The following is a 16,736-nucleotide window of genomic DNA, read 5'->3' as shown; positions in this document are numbered from 1 at the left end:
ATCGTTATGATAGGTACAACACTTCACTTTGTCCAGGACAATTGTGAACGAACTCGAAGAATCCTTCACGCCAACCGGCATCGGCAGCAAGGCCGTCGGGACGCAGGCCGCTCCGCATCTGGCGCTGATCGGTGCCGGTATCGCTGGCCTGTCCTGCGCCACGCTGCTGCAAGAGGCTGGCCTCGAAGTCAGTCTGTTCGACAAGGCTCGCGGCGTCGGCGGGCGCATGAGCAGCCGTCGCGGCGATGGCTGGCAATGCGATCACGGGGCCCAGTATTTCACCGCCCGGCAGCCAGAATTCCGCGCCGAAGTGGCGCGCTGGCAACGGGCCGGGGTCGCCGGCCAGTGGCAGCCGAGGCTATGGCTGTTCGATGGCGATGCGAAGGCAGGACGCGAAGCGACGGTCGAGCGCTTCGTCGGCACACCCGCGATGACGGCACCCGCCCGCCATCTGGCCCGCACGCTGCGCGTACAGGCACCGGCGACCATCCGGCAGATCAGGCAGCAGGCGCCCGGCTGGCAGCTTCTCTCGACGGAACACGGCTGGCTCGAGCCCCACTTTGCGGCCGTCCTGCTGGCCGTCCCGGCACCGCAGGCACTGACCCTGTTGCCGCAGCGTGATGCTGACGACCGGGCTGGTCCGTCGCGGCATGGGCCATGAGCGGCATCCCATGCTGAGACCTCATGACCGGCGGCACGACTTGGGAAGCGCGCACGCCCCGGCGGCGACCGGTTCGCTGCGTCCGACGCGTCTTGCGGCGCGCCCGGGCGACGGAGCGCGCCTGCTGCTGCGCGGCTTGCCCTGTGCGGAGCGGCAGCACGGTTTGCCGCAACGCCCCCGCAGCGGGCCGCTTCCGGAAATCGCATGAGTCCCGGCACGACCCTGCGGCTGATACTCGGCGACCAGCTCAATCCACGGCACAGCTGGTTCGCGCAGCGGCGCGACGACGTGCTGTACGCCTTCATCGAAATGCGCCGGGAAACCGGCTACGTCCTGCACCACGCGCAGAAGATCATCGCCATCTTTGCCGCGATGCGCGATCTGGCCCGCCAGTTGCGTGCGACCGGGCACCGCGTGCGCTACCTGACGATCGACGATCCCGACAACCGGCAAACGCTGCCGGACAACCTCGATGCGCTGATACGTCGCGACAACGTTCGCGCCTTCGAATACCAGGAGCCCGACGAATGGCGACTCGACGCGCAACTGGCCGAGCATGCCCGGCGTCAATCGATCCCATGCCGAATGGTGGACAGCGAGCACTTCTACACCCGGCGCGACGAGGCGGCACGATTGTTTTCGCAACGCAGGCAATGGCTGCTCGAGCACTTCTACCGCCACATGCGGGTGCAGCATCGAGTGCTGCTCGATGGCGCTGGCCGACCCGTCGGCGGCCAATGGAACTTCGACCAGGACAACCGCAAGCCCTGGCCTGGGGTGCCGTCCGAACCGGCGGACTGCCGCGCGTCGCACGACCATTCCGCGCTCTGGCAGGCGATCGTCGCTGCCGGCGTCAACAGCTTCGGCGAGGCGAATGCGGCACGACTGGCCTGGCCGCTCGATCGCGCCGAAGCGTTGCGGCAGCTCGACGCCTTCATCGAGAACGCCCTGCCCCACTTCGGCGACTTTCAGGACGCGATGAGCCATCGCTCCTGGCGCATGTTCCACTCGCTGCTGTCGTTTGCACTCAACACCAAGATGCTCGACCCGCGCGAGGTCGTCGCCAGGGCCGCTGCTGCCTGGCGCGCCGGATCGGTCTCGCTGGCAACTGCCGAGGGTTTCATCCGGCAGATCATCGGCTGGCGCGAATACATTCGCGGCTTCTACTGGGCGCACATGCCCCGCTATGTCGAGCAGAACTTCTTCGGCCACACGCGGGCGCTGCCGGGATGGTTCTGGAACGGCCAGACCAGGATGCGCTGCCTCGCCCACGCCATCGGCCAGTCCCTCGGGCAGGCCTATGCCCACCACATCCAGGGACTGATGGTGATCGGCAACTTTGCGCTGCTGGCCGGACTGGACCCCGCGGAGGTGCATCGCTGGTATCTCGGCGTCCATGTCGACGCCTTTGAATGGGTCGAACTCCCCAATACCCTCGGCATGAGCCAGTTTGCCGACGGCGGAATGCTCGCCACCAAGCCGTACGTATCGAGCGCCGCCTACATCGATCGCATGAGTGACTACTGCAGGGGCTGCCACTACGACCGGAGACTGCGCACCGGCGAGCGAGCCTGCCCCTACAATTCGCTCTACTGGGACTTCCTTGCGCGCAACGCCGGCAAGCTCTCGACCAATCGGCGCCTCGGCATGGTCTATCGGCAGCTGGCGAAAATGGATGAGGCGACGCGGCGTTCGCTGCAGGCGCAGGCCGACGAACTGCGCAACTCGCTCGATCGCCTGTGATCCGCGTGTCCCGGTAGTCGGTCATCGCGATGGGCGGATCGCTCAGCGGTTCGCCCCGCCGGACGCCGCAACGCATGAGCCCGCACCTGTTCCACCCTCCGGGCACGGCTACAAGTACCGATTGGTACATGCTTTCGCCGGGCAGCGCGCGGTCGGTCTTGATAACGGGAGGGGCAAGGACGATCACCATAATCCAGGGTCCGCCGAGTTGCCTTGCGTCCTTTCGGGAGTCGATCGGTTGATCGACGACTCTATCGAGGAGGTCGAGTGATGGAAGCGAGAACACTGACCATCACCCTGCAGCCTTACGGGAAGGCAGCGCTGCGCGCATCGGCACGCAAGACGTTCGAGGCGGATTCTGCGCCGGGCGATCGGCTTAATTCAGAGTCGGCAGCCGCATCTTTCGGCAAGCTGACCGAACGCCGGTGGGCGATGATTCATGCGCTGCAGGGCGCTGGCGAAGTACCGGTGCGTTTACTCGCGCGTCGTCTCGGCCGGGACTTGAAGCGAGTGCACGCAGATGCAAGCGTTCTGGTTACCCTCGGCTTGATCGAGCGCAAGGAATGTGGCGGCCTGCTCTGCACCTATGACGACATTCATGTCGATATGCATCTGCGGCTTGCGGCGTGGCGGGAGCCCAGGTTGATCGTTCATCCGACACCGGAGTGCCCGAAAAGCGGACCAGGAAGCAACAGTGACACAGGAACCGTGTCAGGAATGCGAGGCGCTGAAGACACGATTGACTCTGAACTCATCCTGTCCGCGTCTGGATGGAAATGCGCCAGGAAACCGATTGCGACCTGCACCACACGCAGAGATCATCGCCATCCTTGCCGCGATGCCTGACTTCACTGACCTGCTGGTGCGTGGCATCCTGCGGCAAGCGAATGCGGGTGGACGCAGTACCCGGTACGAGTTGAACGACCCATCAACGTAGACCAAAGGAGGGCTTTGCCATGGACGCCGGTCTGATCACCCCCGCCGTGCTCGAAAGTCTCGCCGGCAGCAGCGCCTTTCGGCGTGGCGAAGCGTATTTTTCCGTCGGCGCGGTCGGGCGATTGCGGCGGGCTGACGACCGGATCGCCGCACTGGTCGAGGGCAACGAGACCTACCAGGTCGAACTGCGGGACAACCGCGGCGAACTGGCTGGCGACTGCAGCTGCCCGCGTGCCGCGGCCGGCCATTTCTGCAAGCATTGCGTCGCTGTCGGCCTGGCATGGTTGGCAGAGCAGGCCGCGCCGGACAAACCCGAGGCAACACCGGCAAGAGCCAGGCGGCGGAATCCGTGGCGTGAGATCGAGGCGTACCTGGCGACGCAGCCACCGGCAGCCTTGATCGAGCTGTTGCTGGGCGTCGCCCGGCGCGATGACCAGCTTTATCAGTCGCTGCGGCTGCACGCCGAGCGCACGGCCGCCGGCGGCGACGTGGCCACCGCCTTCCGGCGGGCAATCGACGACGCGACACGCCGCCACGGCTTTGTCGATTGGCGGCAGGCGGCGACTTTCGCCCGTGGCATCGACCAGGTAGCGGATTCGCTGACCGATCTGCTCAAGCCGGACACCGCCGCCATGCTGGTCGAACTGCTCGAGTACGCCATCGAGTGTGTCGAGACCGCACTGGAGGAGGTCGATGACTCGAGTGGCCAGGTCGGCGGCATCGTCCATCGCCTGGGTGATCTGCACCACAAAGCGTCCAGGATGGCGCGGCCGGAACCGACCGAACTGGCCGAGCGCCTGTTCCACCTGGAGATGACGCTGCCGTTCGGCCTGTGGAGTTTCGACGCCAATGCCTACCGTGACGTTCTCGGCAAGGCCGGCCTGCGCCGCTACCGGGAACTGGCGGAAGCGGAATGGGGCAAGGTCAAGCCAGGCGACCGTAAGGACCGCTACGATGTCAGCCGCGCCCGCATCACGCGCGTCATGGAGCAACTGGCGACGGCGAGCGGCGACGTCGAGGAACTGGTGGCGATCAAGGCGCGGGATCTTGCATCCGGCTATGCCTATCTCGCGATCGCCGAAATCTGGGTCAAGGCCGGGCAGCCGGACAAGGCCCTGGCATGGGCGGAACGTGGCCTGAAAGCGTTTCCCGAGCGTCCCGACAACCGCTTGCGCGACTTTCTCGTGGGCGCCTACCTGGAGCGTCAGCGCAACGACGAGGCCCTGGATCTGACCTGGGTTCAGTTCGACGAGAACCCCAGTCTGCAAGCATTCAGCAAGCTGCACGAGGTCGCCGGCAAGCTCGGCATCTGGCCGGTACAGCGGGAACGGGCACTGACCAGACTCGACGACAGTATCGCCGGCGAGGCGGCGATGACGAACCGCTGGAAGCCGAAGCCGTCGGTCCCCAACCAGTCGCAGCGGGTCGAGATCGCCCTTTGGGAAGAAGACCTCGACGCGGCTTGGGCGGCGGCCCACCAGGGCATCTGCGATCGCCACCTGCTGATCGCCCTGGCCGGCAAGCTGGAAGCCGGGCGCCCGGAGGATGCCGTCAGCCTTTACCGCCGCGTCGTGCCACTGATCGTGGAAGACACCAGGAACGCGGCCTACGAGGAAGCGACGCGGTTGATCCGCAAGGTGGGCAGACTGATGAAGGCGCGGGATCAGTCGCGGGACTTCGGCAACTACCTGGCCGAACTGCGCCTGCAATTCAAGCTGAAACGAAACTTCATCAAGCTGCTCGATGGTGTCGCACGTTCGACCGCATCGACCCCATGAGTCGCGCACAGGCACTTGGCAAACGCCTGGATCCGGTGCTGCGCGTCGTGCCGATCGGCAGGGCTGGCGGGGCGGCTGGCGGCACCGCACGGCCCTGACCATCAGCGATCTGTCGGTGGCGCAGGCCAACCCGGCAGGGCGGCTCCGCCCGCATGCTATAGTTCTTCGCGAGGGATGCGTTCGTCGGCTTGGTCACGTAGACACCGGCGTTGCCAGCGCCGGGATGGCGATGACGCAATGGCCGGAAGGTCTGTTGGACGGGTCCGTGGCGCAGCCAATTGTCTTGTTCGGAGTGTTCTGGCCATGTGTGCATGCGGGCAGGGTCACCATGCGAAGTCTTGCGTGCGACGGCCCGCCGTTTTGGGACGGGACTACAATGCGCGGTCGGAGTGACCTGAACGATGCCTGACCACAACTACTTCTCGAACCTGATCTGGCAGATCGCCGACCTGCTGCGCGGTCCCTACCGCCCGCCGCAGTACGAACGCGTCATGCTCCCCATGACCGTCCTTCGCCGCTTCGACTGCGTGCTGGCGCCGACGAAAGCCAAGGTCCTGGCCGAGTTCGAGAGGCGCAAGGGCGGCAGGCTCGAAGGCGACGCCCTCGACACCCATCTCAACAATGCCGCCGGCCAGCGCTTCCACAATCACTCCCCGCTCGACTTCGAGAGGCTGAAGGGTGACCCCGACTACATCGAGAAGCACCTCGTCAGCTACATCAAGGGTTTCTCGAAGAACGTCCGCGACATCTTCGAGTTCTTCGAGTTCGAAGCCGAGATCGAGCGAATGCGCGAGGCGAACATCCTCTACCTCGTCGTCTCCAAGTTCTGCGACGTGGACCTGCACCCGAACGCGGTGCCCAACGAGCAGATGGGGCTCATCTTCGAGAACCTCATCCGCCGCTTCAACGAACTCGCCAACGAGACCGCCGGCGACCACTTCACGCCGCGCGAGGTCATCCGGCTGATGGTGAGCATCCTGTTCATCGACGACGACAAGTTGCGTGCCACGCCCGGTACGGTGCGCAAGCTGCTCGACCCGGCCTGCGGTACTGGCGGCATGCTGGCCGAGGCGCAGAACTACCTGCGCGAGCACCACGGCGCAGCCAGGCTCTACGTCTACGGGCAGGACTACAACAAGCGCGCCTTCGCCACCGCGGCATCCGACATGCTGATGAAGCAGGTGGACCACAACGGCGCCGGCAACAACGTGCGCTACGGCGACAGCTTCACCGAGGACCAGTTCGCGGGCGAGACCTTCGACTACTTCCTCACCAATCCGCCCTTCGGCGTGGACTGGAAGAAGCAGCAGAAGGAGATCCAGCAGGAGCGCGACAAGCGCGGCTTCGACGGCCGCTTCGGCGCCGGGTTGCCGCGCGTGAACGACGGCTCGCTGCTCTTCCTGCAGCATATGGTCGCCAAGTTCGAGCCCGTTCGCCCGGCGCAGCACAAGCACGGCTCGCGGCTGGCCATCGTCTTCAGCGGCTCGCCGCTGTTCACCGGCGGCGCAGGCTCGGGCGAGAGCGACATCCGCAAGTGGATCATCGAGAATGACTGGCTCGAAGCCATCATCGCCCTGCCCGAGCAGATGTTCTACAACACCGGTATCGGCACCTACGTCTGGATCGTCACCAACCGCAAGACCCAGCGGCGCAAGGGCAAGATCCAGCTCCTCGATGCGCGCAGCGTGTGGACCGCGGGCGGCAGCGAGGACAACAAGCGCAGCCTCGGCGACAAGCGCCGCCACATCACCACCAGCCAGATCGACGAGATCGTCAAGCTTTACGACCGGCCAACCGACGGCGACCCCTCCAGTACCTTCGACAACGCCGACTTCGGCTACACCCGCGTCACCGTCGAGCGGCCGCTGCGCCTGCGCTACCAGATGACGCTGGACGACAAGGCGCGCTTCCTCGACGCCTGTCCCCACCTGCTCGATGACGTGCAGGCCATCGACAAGACGCTGGGCCGCGAGCCGCAGCGCGACTGGAATGAGGTGTGGAGCCGCATCGAGGACCTGCTGCACGCGCGCAAGTCGCGCTGGAAGGCGACGGAGCAGAAACTCTTCCGCAGCGTCTTCACGCTAAAGGACCCCGCGGCCGATCCGGTCGCCAAGGGCGTGCGCGACGATGGCTACGAGCCCGATGCCGAGCTGCGCGATTTCGAGAACGTGCCGCTCAAGGACGACATCGACGCCTACTTCGAGCGCGAGGTGTGCCCGCATGTGCCCGACGCCTGGATGGACCGAAGCAAGGACAAGGTCGGCTATGAGATCAATTTCAATCGCCACTTCTACAAGTACACGCCGCCGCGGCCGCTGGAGGTGATCGACGCCGAGCTGAAGCAGGCGGAGGAAGAGATCATGCGGCTGCTTCGGGAGGTGACGGAGTGAGCAGCCTCGCGCCGCGCCCCGCCGTAGCGAAGCGATTGAAGTACGTCGTAGCGCTTCGGCGCTCGCGCGGTGAAGGGGCCGGAGACGAACGGCCTTACATCGGACTGGAGAGCATCGAGTCGTCGACTGGGCGACTGATTGGCGATCCCGCGGCGACAGACGAGTCCGCGCTGTCGGCGTCTGGACAATCGGATTCACTGAGCAATACGTTCGAGCCTGGCGATGTCCTCTTTGGAAAGCTCCGTCCGTATCTTGCGAAGGCCTGGGTAGCTACGTTCCAGGGACGATGCACCACCGAACTGCTCGTCATGCAGCCTGTGGAGACCGAGTCCGCCTTTCTTCGATACGTCTGCTTATCTCGTGGCTTCATCGACGCGGTAGACGCTTCGACATTCGGCTCGAAGATGCCACGGGCCGACTGGGACTTCATCGGCAACATGCCGATTCCGGTGCCGCCTCTCCCGAAGCAACGTGCCACCGCCGACTTCCTCGACCGCGAGACGGCGCGACTGGATGCGATGGTGGCAGCGAAGGAGCGGGTGCTTAGGCTGTTGGCCGAGAAGCGTCGGGCGCTCATCACCCGCGCCGTTACCCGCGGCCTCGACCCCCGCGCCCCCCTCCGCGACTCCGGCATCCCCTGGCTCGGCGAGATTCCGGCGCATTGGGAGACTTCGAAATTCACGTGGAGTGTCTTCATCATCGAAGGCCAGGTTGACCCAGAGGTAGAACCCTACGTCACCATGCCACTGATCGCGCCAAACCACGTGGAGTCCGGAACCGGACGTCTGCTCAGTACCGAGACGGCGGCCGACCAAGGTGCGATATCTGGCAAGTATCTGTGCCGACGCGGCGACGTCATCTATTCAAAGATTCGACCGTCCCTTCGGAAGGCAACGATAGCAGTCGAGGACTGCCTGTGCAGCGCTGACATGTATCCACTGCGCTCACGCGAAGGCATGGAGCCGGAGTTCCTGCTGCTTTTCCTTCTGTCCGAGCCATTCAGTACATGGGCCGTTCTGGAATCCAACCGGGTCGCCATGCCAAAGATCAATCGCGAGGCACTCAGCGACATCCGCATTCCAGTACCTCCGCCACAAGAGCAGCGCGCACTCGTTAGATTCATTACGCAAGAGACCGCGGGACTCGACAAAGTGCGTACCGCGACTGAACGCACGATCGCTCTTCTCATGGAACGCCGCGCAGCACTCATCGCCGCCGCAGTCACCGGCCAGCTGGAAGTAGTCTGACGCAATGAGAATCCGCGAACTCACCCTCCACAACTACCGCGTGCATGCCTCGCCACCGGCCTTCCGCTTCTCGAATCGGTTCACCGTCGTCGCCGGCATCAACGGACGGGGAAAGACGGCACTGCTCGACGGGCTGGCTTTCTTGTGTTCCCGGTTTCTGCCACTCGTGTCACCCGCCCGAAGCGGTTATCGCACGATCACTCCCTCGGAAGTGAACCTGGAAGCTGGGTCCGCGGAGCTAGCCATGAAGGTCGTCTGCGCTGGAATTCCGCTTGAGTACAAGCTCACCTACGACAAGGAGCGACGCCGGATCACGCCGACCAAGTTGCCGGCAGCCGTCAAGCGCGGGGTACGGAATGCCTACGGTGACCCGACGCGCGCCGACGACGCCGCGCCGCTGGCGGTCTACTACACGACCGACAGAGCGGGCTATCGGCTCCCGAAGAAGTTGCCGTCCGAAGTGCCACGCGGCCAGGCAGCAGCGTACTCGGGCGCACTCTTCAACCGCACCGTGAACTTCCGTGATTTCATGGCGCGATACCGGAGCGCCGTCACCGTCGAACGGACAGAGCGGGCCGACAACCCCCACTATCTTGGGAACCGCGCCGTCGAAGCGATTTCGCGCGCACTCACGACCTTCCTGGGCGGCTTCGAGAACCTGCGAGTTCAGGAGAAGCCGCTCCGCCTATTGGTCGACAAGGGTGGTGTGTCCCTGGACCTGTCGCAGCTGTCGGACGGGGAGCGCTCGTTCTTGGCGCTGATCTGCGACCTTGGCCGGCGACTGGCGTTGGCGAATCCAATGCTCGACCAGCCGCTTCACGGCGCAGGCGTAGTCCTCATCGACGAGCTGGAGCTGCACCTGCACCCAATTTGGCAGCGCGAGGTCAGCGAGAAGCTGCGCGGGACGTTCCCGAACATCCAGTTCATCGTGACTACGCATTCGCCCTTCGTCATTCAGGCGATGCGACCGGGGGAGCTAATCAATCTCGATCCGGATGCGTTTGCGGAGTACGCGGACAAGAGCATCGAGGACATCGCCGAGAACGTGCAGGGTGTGGAGGTGCCGCAGAAGAGCGAGCGGTATCGTCAAATGATGGAGGCGGCTGACGCTTACTTTCGCTTGGTCAGGGAGTCCGGCCCGAGCGCGGCCGGTGTGGAGGCCGCCGAACAACGGCTCAACGAACTCGCCGCACCATTCAGCGACGATCCGGCGTTTCAGGCATTGCTCAAGCTTGAACGCGAGGCGCAGCGTGGGGGTGGCGGCGATGCGACCCGTTGACAAGGGAGCGGCGCCTGCGGTCTACGACAAGTACCAGAATGCTCTGTCGGATCTACGCGCGCGCCTTGGGGACTACTGCAGCTACTGCGAACGGCAAATCGAAACGAATCTGGCGGTGGAACACATCCAGCCAAAGTCGCGCGCTGCTGCTCTGTGCACCGACTGGGCGAACTTCCTTCTGGGTTGCGTGAACTGCAACTCCAGCAAGGGCAGTACACCAATCAACTTGGTTGATTACCTATGGCCGGATGCCGACAACACGTTACGCGCATTCGAGTACGTTCGCGGTGGGATGATTCAACCTGATGCGGCGCTAGCGCCGAACTTGGCGGCGAAGGCTCAAGCAACGATCAGTTTGACTGGCCTCGATCGATATCCAGGCGGACCAGGCCAAGCGCCCACCACGGCGGATCAGCGTTGGCTACGCCGGCAACAAGCGTGGGAGAAAGCCGAATGGGCTCGGGATATACTCGCTGGGCAAGACACAAACGAAGTGCGCGAACTGATCGTCAGTTTCGCCACGGCCCGCGGTGAGTTCTCGATCTGGTGGACAGTGTTCGCTGCCGACATAGACATGCGTCGAAGACTGCGCGAGGCGTTCATCGGCACACACGCGGCCTCTTTCGACGTCAACGAAAACCCGATCCCTCGTACTGGAGGACAGCTATAGCCATAAGCACCGCCAAGTACAGCGAAACCGCCTTTGAGGCCGTCATCGAAGCGCACCTCCTCCAGAACCGGTACGTATCCGTCGACCGCGAGCACGCTATTTTCTCCGAGTTGGTGCTCGCCGCCATTCGCCAGACGCCGTTTGGCGAATCTCGCTTGCGGAAGCTGGGGGCTCTGCTCGGGGACAAGACGGGCGAGCAGATCCACGGCGATCTTTGCAAATGGATGGACCAGAACGGTTCGCTCGCGATCCTGCGCCATGGCTTCTACTGCTACGCGGGCCCACTTCGCGCGGCGTTCGGGGGGACCTGCGCGAACAGCTTCGATGCCCGAGGGAACCTCCACGCTGGTCCGGGAGGGCAACTGTGACCGACCAGCCCCCGCAAGAGGGCGAGCTGATTCTCTACCGCACGGCAAACGATGCCGTGCGGGTCGAGGTGCTCTACCAATCGGAGACCTTCTGGCTCGATCAGAAGCGCATCGCCGAGCTGTTCGGTGTCGAGATTCCGACCATCAGCTACCACCTGAAGGAGATTTACGCGTCGGGTGAACTGGCCCGGGATCCAACTCTTCGAAAACTTCTAAGAGTTCAACGCGAGGGAAATCGCGAGGTCAGGCGCGAGATCGAGTTCTACAACCTCGACGCGATCATCTCGGTCGGCTACCGGGTCAACAGCGCGCAGGCCACGCAGTTCCGCATCTGGGCAACGCAGACCCTGCGCGAGTTCATCGTCAAGGGGTTCGTCCTCGACGACGAGCGGCTGAAGCTGAACAAGCGCTTCGGCAAGGACTACTTCGACGAGCTGCTCGAGCGAATCCGCGAGATCCGCGCCAGCGAGCGGCGCTTCTACCTGAAGATCACCGACATCTACGAGCAGTGCAGCATCGACTACGACAAGCACGCCGAGACGACGCAGACGTTCTTCAAGACCGTACAGAACAAGCTGCACTGGGCAGTCACGGGCAAGACCGCCGCCGAGCTGATTGCCGAGCGATCCGACGCCGAGAAGCCCTGGATGGGGCTCACCACGTGGAAGAACGCCCCCAGGGGCAAGATCCTGAAGGGCGATGTCAGCGTCGCGAAGAACTACCTGATCGAGCACGAGATCAAGGAGCTTGAGCGCATCGTGTCGATGTACCTCGACTACGCGGAGAATCAGGCCGCGCGGCAGATTCCGATGAAGATGGCCGATTGGGTCGCGAGACTCGACGCCTTCCTGCAGTTCAACGAGTACGAGGTCCTCGCGAACGCCGGCAAGGTCTCCGCCGAGGTGGCCAGGCGCCTCGCCGAGGAGCAGTACGACAGGTTCCGCGTGCGCCAGGACCGCGAGTTCGAGAGCGACTTCGAGGCCGAGGTGAAGCGCATCGAGTCGAAGCACATCCGCAAGAGGAAGGAGGAGTCGTGACGAGCACGCCGCGCCACTCCGAGACGGCCTTCGAGTCCGTCATCGAAGCGCACCTCCTCCAAGACGGCTACGTCCCAGTTGCCCGCGAGGGCTTCGACCGCGAGCGCGCCATTTTCCCGGAGACGGTGCTGGCCTTCATCCGCGAGACACAGCCCAAGGAGTGGGCGAAGCTGGAAGCGCTGCACGGCGACAAGACCGGCGAGCAGATCCTTGGCGATCTGTGTAAATGGATGGACCAGAACGGCGCGCTTGCGACGCTGCGCCACGGCTTCAAGTGCTACGGCCGGACGCTGCATGCGGCGTACTTCAAGGCCGCGCACGAGCTGAATCCGGAGCTGGAGGCGCGCTACGCCGCGAACCGCCTGGGCTTGACCCGGCAGCTTCACTTTTCGCCGCGCTCGGAGAAATCACTCGATGTGACCTTGAGCCTGAACGGCATTCCCGTTGCCACGGTTGAGCTGAAGAATCCGCTCACCGGCCAGCGTGTCGAGGATGCGCGCCGGCAGTACAGGCAGGACCGCGACCCGCGCGAGCCGATTTTTGAGTTCAAGCGTCGCACGCTGGTGCATTTCGCGGTGGATACGGAGTCGGTGCTGATGACTACCCGGCTGGCGGGTACGGCGACGCACTTCCTCCCCTTCAACAGGGGCTGCGACGGCGGCGCCGGCAACCCGCCCGATCCGGCCGGGAGGAGCTATCGCACGGCCTACCTGTGGGAAGAGGTGCTGCAGCGGGACAGCCTGCTCGACCTGCTCGCGCGCTTCATCCACCTGCAGATCGACGAGAAGCGCGACGACCAGGGGCGCAAGGTCAAGACCGAGTCGATGATCTTCCCCCGCTACCACCAGCTTCAGGCGGTGCGCCAGTTGGTGGACGCCGCGCGCAGCGAGGGCGTTGGGTACAACTACCTCGTCGAGCACTCGGCCGGCAGTGGCAAGAGCAACACCATCGGCTGGCTGACGCATCGGCTCGCGTCGCTGCACGACGCGGCCAACCAGCGCGTGTTCGATAGCGTCATCGTGGTGACCGACCGCGTGGTGCTCGACCAGCAGCTTCAGGACACGATCTACCAGTTCGAACACAAGCGCGGTGTGGTGCAACGCATCGACGAGAGCTCGCGGCAGCTCGCCGAGGCGCTCGAAAATGCCGTACCGGTGATCATTACGACGCTGCAGAAGTTTCCGTTCGTCTCGCGGCAGTTGCTCAAGCTGGCCGAGGAGCGTGGTGAGAGTGGCACGGGTACGCTCGCCACCCGACGTTGTGCCGTGATCATCGACGAGGCCCACAGCTCGCAGGGCGGCGAGACGGCCACCGACCTCAAGGAGGTGCTCGGCGGCGAGGGGCTACGGGAAGAAGCGAAAAGGCGCGCGACCGAGGAAGGGCGCGACGGCATGGAGGATCTGTTTCGCAGCATGGCCAAGCGCGGCCGGCAGTCGAACCTGAGCTTCTTCGCCTTCACCGCCACTCCCAAGCACAAGACGCTCGCCGTTTTTGGCCGCGATGGGCAGGCCGCGCACCGCTACACGATGCGGCAGGCGATCGAAGAGGAGTTCATCCTCGACGTGCTGAAGCAATACACGAGCTACGCGACCTATTTCAAGCTGCTCAAGGCCTGCGAGGACGATCCCAACGTCGAGCGCAAGAAGGCGGCGCAGGCGTTGGCGCGTTTCATGAAGCTGCACCCGCACAACATCGCGCAGAAGACCGCGGTGATGGTCGAGCACTTCCAGGCCGTCACCCGCCATAAGATCGGTGGTCGGGCCAAGGCGATGGTGGTCACGGGCTCACGCCTTGAAGCCGTACGCTACAAGCAGAGCTTCGATCGCTACATCCGGGAGAAGGGCTACGCCATCAAGTCGCTGGTGGCGTTCTCGGGCACGGTGCAGGACGACAAGCTCGCCGACGTCAACTACACCGAGGTAGGCATGAACCACGGCATCTCCGAGAAAGAGCTGCCCGAAAAGTTCGCGTCGCAGGAGTACCTCGTCCTGCTCGTCGCGGAGAAGTACCAGACCGGATTCGACCAGCCGCTCTTGCACACCATGTTCGTAGACAAACGGCTTGCGGGCATCCAGGCCGTGCAGACGCTGTCGCGCTTGAACCGGATGCATCCGCTCAAGGAGGATACCTTCGTCCTCGACTTTGTGAATGACCGCGAGGAAATCCGCGAGGCGTTCAAGGTCTATTACGAAGGTGCGGAGATGGGCGAGCAGGTCGACCCCGCGCGCATGTATGCGATCAAGGGCGAGCTCGACGCCTCCGGGATCTACCTGGACGAGGAGATCGAGCGGTTCTGCGCCGTGTACTTCAAGCCCAAGCAGCGCCAGAGCGCGATGGACCACCAGACGATGAACGCGGCGCTCGACCCGGCGGTCTCGCGCTTCAAGGTGCGCCAGAAGGACAACGAGGAAGAGGCGGAACTCTGGCGGGGCAAAATGCAGGCGTTTCTGAACCTTTATGGCTTCCTGAGCCAGATCATCCCGTATCAGGACTCCGACCTCGAACGCTTGTACGTGTTTCTCCGCCACCTTGCGGCAAAGCTGCCCCGGCGCAGGAGCGGCCCGGCCTATCAATTCGACGACGACGTTCGGCTCGACTACTACCGCCTGCAGAAGATCAGCGAGGGATCGATTTCGCTGAAGGACGGTGAAGCCCGGCGCCTCGACGGACCGACGGAGGTTGGCAGTGGTCTGGTGCGGCCTCAACCGGTGCCGCTGTCGCAGCTCATTGATATCGTGAACGAGCGCTTCGGGACGGACTTCAACCAGGCGGATCAGCTTTTCTTTGACCAGATCGTCGAGGCAGCGATGGCCGACGACGGCTTGCGGCAGGCTGCCGCTGTCAATCCGGGAGACAAGTTCGAACTGGTGTTCAAGAATCTGTTGGAGACCCTGTTCGTCGAGCGTATGGAGCAGAACGAAGAGATCTTCGTGCGCTACATGAACGATGTGCCATTCCAGAAAATCGTCACTGCGTGGATGGCTTCCGAGGCGTACCGGCGCCTGCGGAGCGATACGGTAGCAGCCGGCCGAGAGATGGTGTCTCGGCTGCCGCCGCGGCTTCGGGTCATCGAGCCGACAGCGGAGCAACGCTACGTGACCTGCGTGCCGCTGGTTCCGCTCAAGGCCGCCGCTGGTGCTCTTGGCGATCCGCAAGGTGTCCGTGATGAGGAGTTCGAGTGGGTGGCTTTCGCGACCCGGCATCGCCTGCGCCCCGGCATGTTCGTTGCTCAGGTCGTTGGCAAGTCCATGGAGCCAGCAATCCCTGACGGTGCGTACTGCCTGTTCCGCTCGCCGGTCGAGGGTACGCGGCAGGGAAAGACCGTTCTCGTCCAACTCCGGGACATCACCGATCCCGAGACGAGTCAGCGCTACACCGTCAAGCGCTACGAAAGCGAGAAGGCGACCGACGGAGATTCGTGGCGCCATACGAGGATCACTCTGCAACCTGTGAACCCGGCCTTCGAGCCGATTGTCCTGAGCGGCGCGGACGACCAGCAGGTTCAGGTGATCGCGGAGTTCATCGAAGCTCTCGACGCGGTGAACTGATGTCACTTCAATTGACACCCTTTTCTGCGGCCAGATGGTTCTTGCCGCAACCACCGTCAAGGAGTCGGTCCTCACTTGGTGCGAAAGCGCCGGCTGGTTGGTGAGAAGCGGTACCGAGATCGGTCACGGTGAGCGTGCCGCCAAGCGCGACCACTTCCAGCGGTTGAGCATCGCGCAACGCGCGCGATGCTCCAGCGGGACTCAACCCTGTGCTACCCGCCAAGGCGCCGGGCTACACGCTTCGCAAGCTGTTGGCGGCGGTGCGAAACCGCGGAAATTTGGCGGCGGAAAGCGCGGGTCGGCATGGCTGCAAGCGCGAAGACGCTCAAGCGCAGCACGACCGGCCCTCAGCCGCCCGGCTGCCGCCAGCGCTCGGCAGCGCGGTCGTCCTCGTCGCGCGCCTCGACCCAGCGCGCCCCTTCCGGAGTCAGCTCGCGCTTCCAGAACGGCGCCCGCGTCTTGAGATAGTCCATGATGAACTCGCAGCCCGCGAAGGCTTCCGCGCGGTGCGCCGCGGCAACGGCGACGAGGACGATCTGCTCGGTGGGCAGCAGACGGCCGACGCGATGGATCACCAGGACGTCGATCAGCGACCAGCGCTGCAGCGCTTCGCCGACGATCGCCGCCAGCGCCTTCTCGGTCATCCCGGGATAGTGTTCGAGGCTCATCTCGCTGACGCCAGCGCCGCCGCTGACATCGCGCACGAGGCCGACGAATGATGCCAGCGCGCCGATCCGCGGGTCCGCGCGGCGCAGGGCGGCGAGTTCGCTGCCGACGTCGAAATCGGCTTCCTGGATCCGCACGTGCATCCGCTCAGCCCCCGGTCACCGGCGGGAAGAAAGCCACCTCGTCGCCATCGGCGAGCGGCGAATCGAGCCGCACCATCTGCTGATTGACCGCGCAGCGCAGGTTCGCGATCCGCGCCAGCCCCTCCCAGGCGTCACCGCGCTGGCCGAGATGGCGGAGCAGCCCGGCGACATCGGCGACGCCGGCGGGCAGGACCAGTTCCTCGGCGGCCCGGCCGACGCGTTCGCGCACCGAAGCAAAGTACAGAATGGTCAGCATCAGCGCCTCCGCGA

At 64.3% G+C, this 16,736-nt stretch carries 10 protein-coding genes and 2 pseudogenes; 10 read left to right on the top strand and 2 right to left on the bottom strand.

From position 1 onward, the window contains the following. The first annotated feature begins 79 nt into the window (after positions 1 to 79). From HT579_05575 to HT579_05530, 10 genes and pseudogenes are all read left to right on the top strand, one after another. Positions 80 to 610: pseudogene (locus tag HT579_05575) on the top strand (FAD-dependent oxidoreductase). A 255-nt stretch (positions 611 to 865) separates the two neighbouring features. Further along, positions 866 to 2,404: a cryptochrome/photolyase family protein gene (locus HT579_05570; GenBank protein ID QKS28446.1), complete on the top strand. Its 1,539-nt coding sequence runs from the start codon at positions 866 to 868 to the stop codon at positions 2,402 to 2,404. A 270-nt stretch (positions 2,405 to 2,674) separates the two neighbouring features. After that, positions 2,675 to 3,019 (top strand): annotated as a pseudogene (locus HT579_05565) (hypothetical protein). Between the two features lie 341 nt (positions 3,020 to 3,360). After that, positions 3,361 to 5,118, top strand: coding sequence for a hypothetical protein (locus HT579_05560; GenBank protein QKS28445.1), 1,758 nt, complete (start codon positions 3,361 to 3,363; stop codon positions 5,116 to 5,118). Positions 5,119 to 5,519: 401 nt separating this feature from the next. After that, on the top strand, positions 5,520 to 7,508 hold the full coding sequence (locus HT579_05555) for an N-6 DNA methylase (protein QKS28444.1): 1,989 nt from the start codon (positions 5,520 to 5,522) through the stop codon (positions 7,506 to 7,508). Between the two features lie 308 nt (positions 7,509 to 7,816). Next, positions 7,817 to 8,755 (top strand): restriction endonuclease subunit S, encoded by a 939-nt coding sequence (locus HT579_05550; protein QKS31517.1) that lies wholly within the window; start codon positions 7,817 to 7,819, stop codon positions 8,753 to 8,755. Between the two features lie 4 nt (positions 8,756 to 8,759). After that, positions 8,760 to 10,034: an AAA family ATPase gene (locus HT579_05545; GenBank protein ID QKS28443.1), complete on the top strand. Its 1,275-nt coding sequence runs from the start codon at positions 8,760 to 8,762 to the stop codon at positions 10,032 to 10,034. Beyond that, complete coding sequence (locus tag HT579_05540; GenBank protein QKS28442.1) at positions 10,021 to 10,704, top strand: HNH endonuclease; 684 nt, start codon at positions 10,021 to 10,023, stop codon at positions 10,702 to 10,704. Before HT579_05545 ends, HT579_05540 begins: the two co-directional genes overlap by 14 nt. A 220-nt stretch (positions 10,705 to 10,924) precedes the next feature. Then, entirely contained in the window at positions 10,925 to 12,109 is a 1,185-nt protein-coding gene (locus tag HT579_05535) for a virulence RhuM family protein (protein ID QKS28441.1), read from the top strand. Beyond that, a complete protein-coding gene (locus HT579_05530) occupies positions 12,106 to 15,657 on the top strand; it encodes a DEAD/DEAH box helicase family protein (GenBank protein QKS28440.1) in 3,552 nt (1,183 codons plus the stop codon). Before HT579_05535 ends, HT579_05530 begins: the two co-directional genes overlap by 4 nt. A 347-nt stretch (positions 15,658 to 16,004) precedes the next feature. Here the strand turns inward: HT579_05530 and moaE are convergent, their stop codons facing one another. Then, on the bottom strand, positions 16,005 to 16,466 hold the full coding sequence (moaE, locus tag HT579_05525) for a molybdopterin synthase catalytic subunit MoaE (GenBank protein QKS28439.1): 462 nt from the start codon (positions 16,464 to 16,466) through the stop codon (positions 16,005 to 16,007). Between the two features lie 4 nt (positions 16,467 to 16,470). Beyond that, positions 16,471 to 16,722, bottom strand: coding sequence for a molybdopterin converting factor subunit 1 (gene moaD, locus HT579_05520; GenBank protein QKS28438.1), 252 nt, complete (start codon positions 16,720 to 16,722; stop codon positions 16,471 to 16,473). Between the last annotated feature and the right edge of the window lie 14 nt (positions 16,723 to 16,736).

The sequence above is a fragment of the Candidatus Accumulibacter similis genome (genome assembly GCA_013347225.1).
GTDB lineage: Bacteria > Pseudomonadota > Gammaproteobacteria > Burkholderiales > Rhodocyclaceae > Accumulibacter > Accumulibacter similis.
Note: the sequence above shows the minus strand (reverse complement) of the source record. Positions and strands in the feature narration are given on the sequence as shown.

Bases quoted from the DNA above. Each gene is read 5' to 3' on its own strand.
- HT579_05570 (QKS28446.1), top strand. From the start codon at position 866: ATGAGTCCCGGCACGACCCTGCGGCTGATACTCGGCGACCAGCTCAAT.
- HT579_05560 (QKS28445.1), top strand. From the start codon at position 3,361: ATGGACGCCGGTCTGATCACCCCCGCCGTGCTCGAAAGTCTCGCCGGC.
- HT579_05555 (QKS28444.1), top strand. From the start codon at position 5,520: ATGCCTGACCACAACTACTTCTCGAACCTGATCTGGCAGATCGCCGAC.
- HT579_05550 (QKS31517.1), top strand. From the start codon at position 7,817: ATGCAGCCTGTGGAGACCGAGTCCGCCTTTCTTCGATACGTCTGCTTA.
- HT579_05545 (QKS28443.1), top strand. From the start codon at position 8,760: ATGAGAATCCGCGAACTCACCCTCCACAACTACCGCGTGCATGCCTCG.
- HT579_05540 (QKS28442.1), top strand. From the start codon at position 10,021: ATGCGACCCGTTGACAAGGGAGCGGCGCCTGCGGTCTACGACAAGTAC.
- HT579_05535 (QKS28441.1), top strand. From the start codon at position 10,925: ATGGATGGACCAGAACGGTTCGCTCGCGATCCTGCGCCATGGCTTCTA.
- moaE (QKS28439.1), bottom strand. From the start codon at position 16,466: ATGCACGTGCGGATCCAGGAAGCCGATTTCGACGTCGGCAGCGAACTC.
- moaD (QKS28438.1), bottom strand. From the start codon at position 16,722: ATGCTGACCATTCTGTACTTTGCTTCGGTGCGCGAACGCGTCGGCCGG.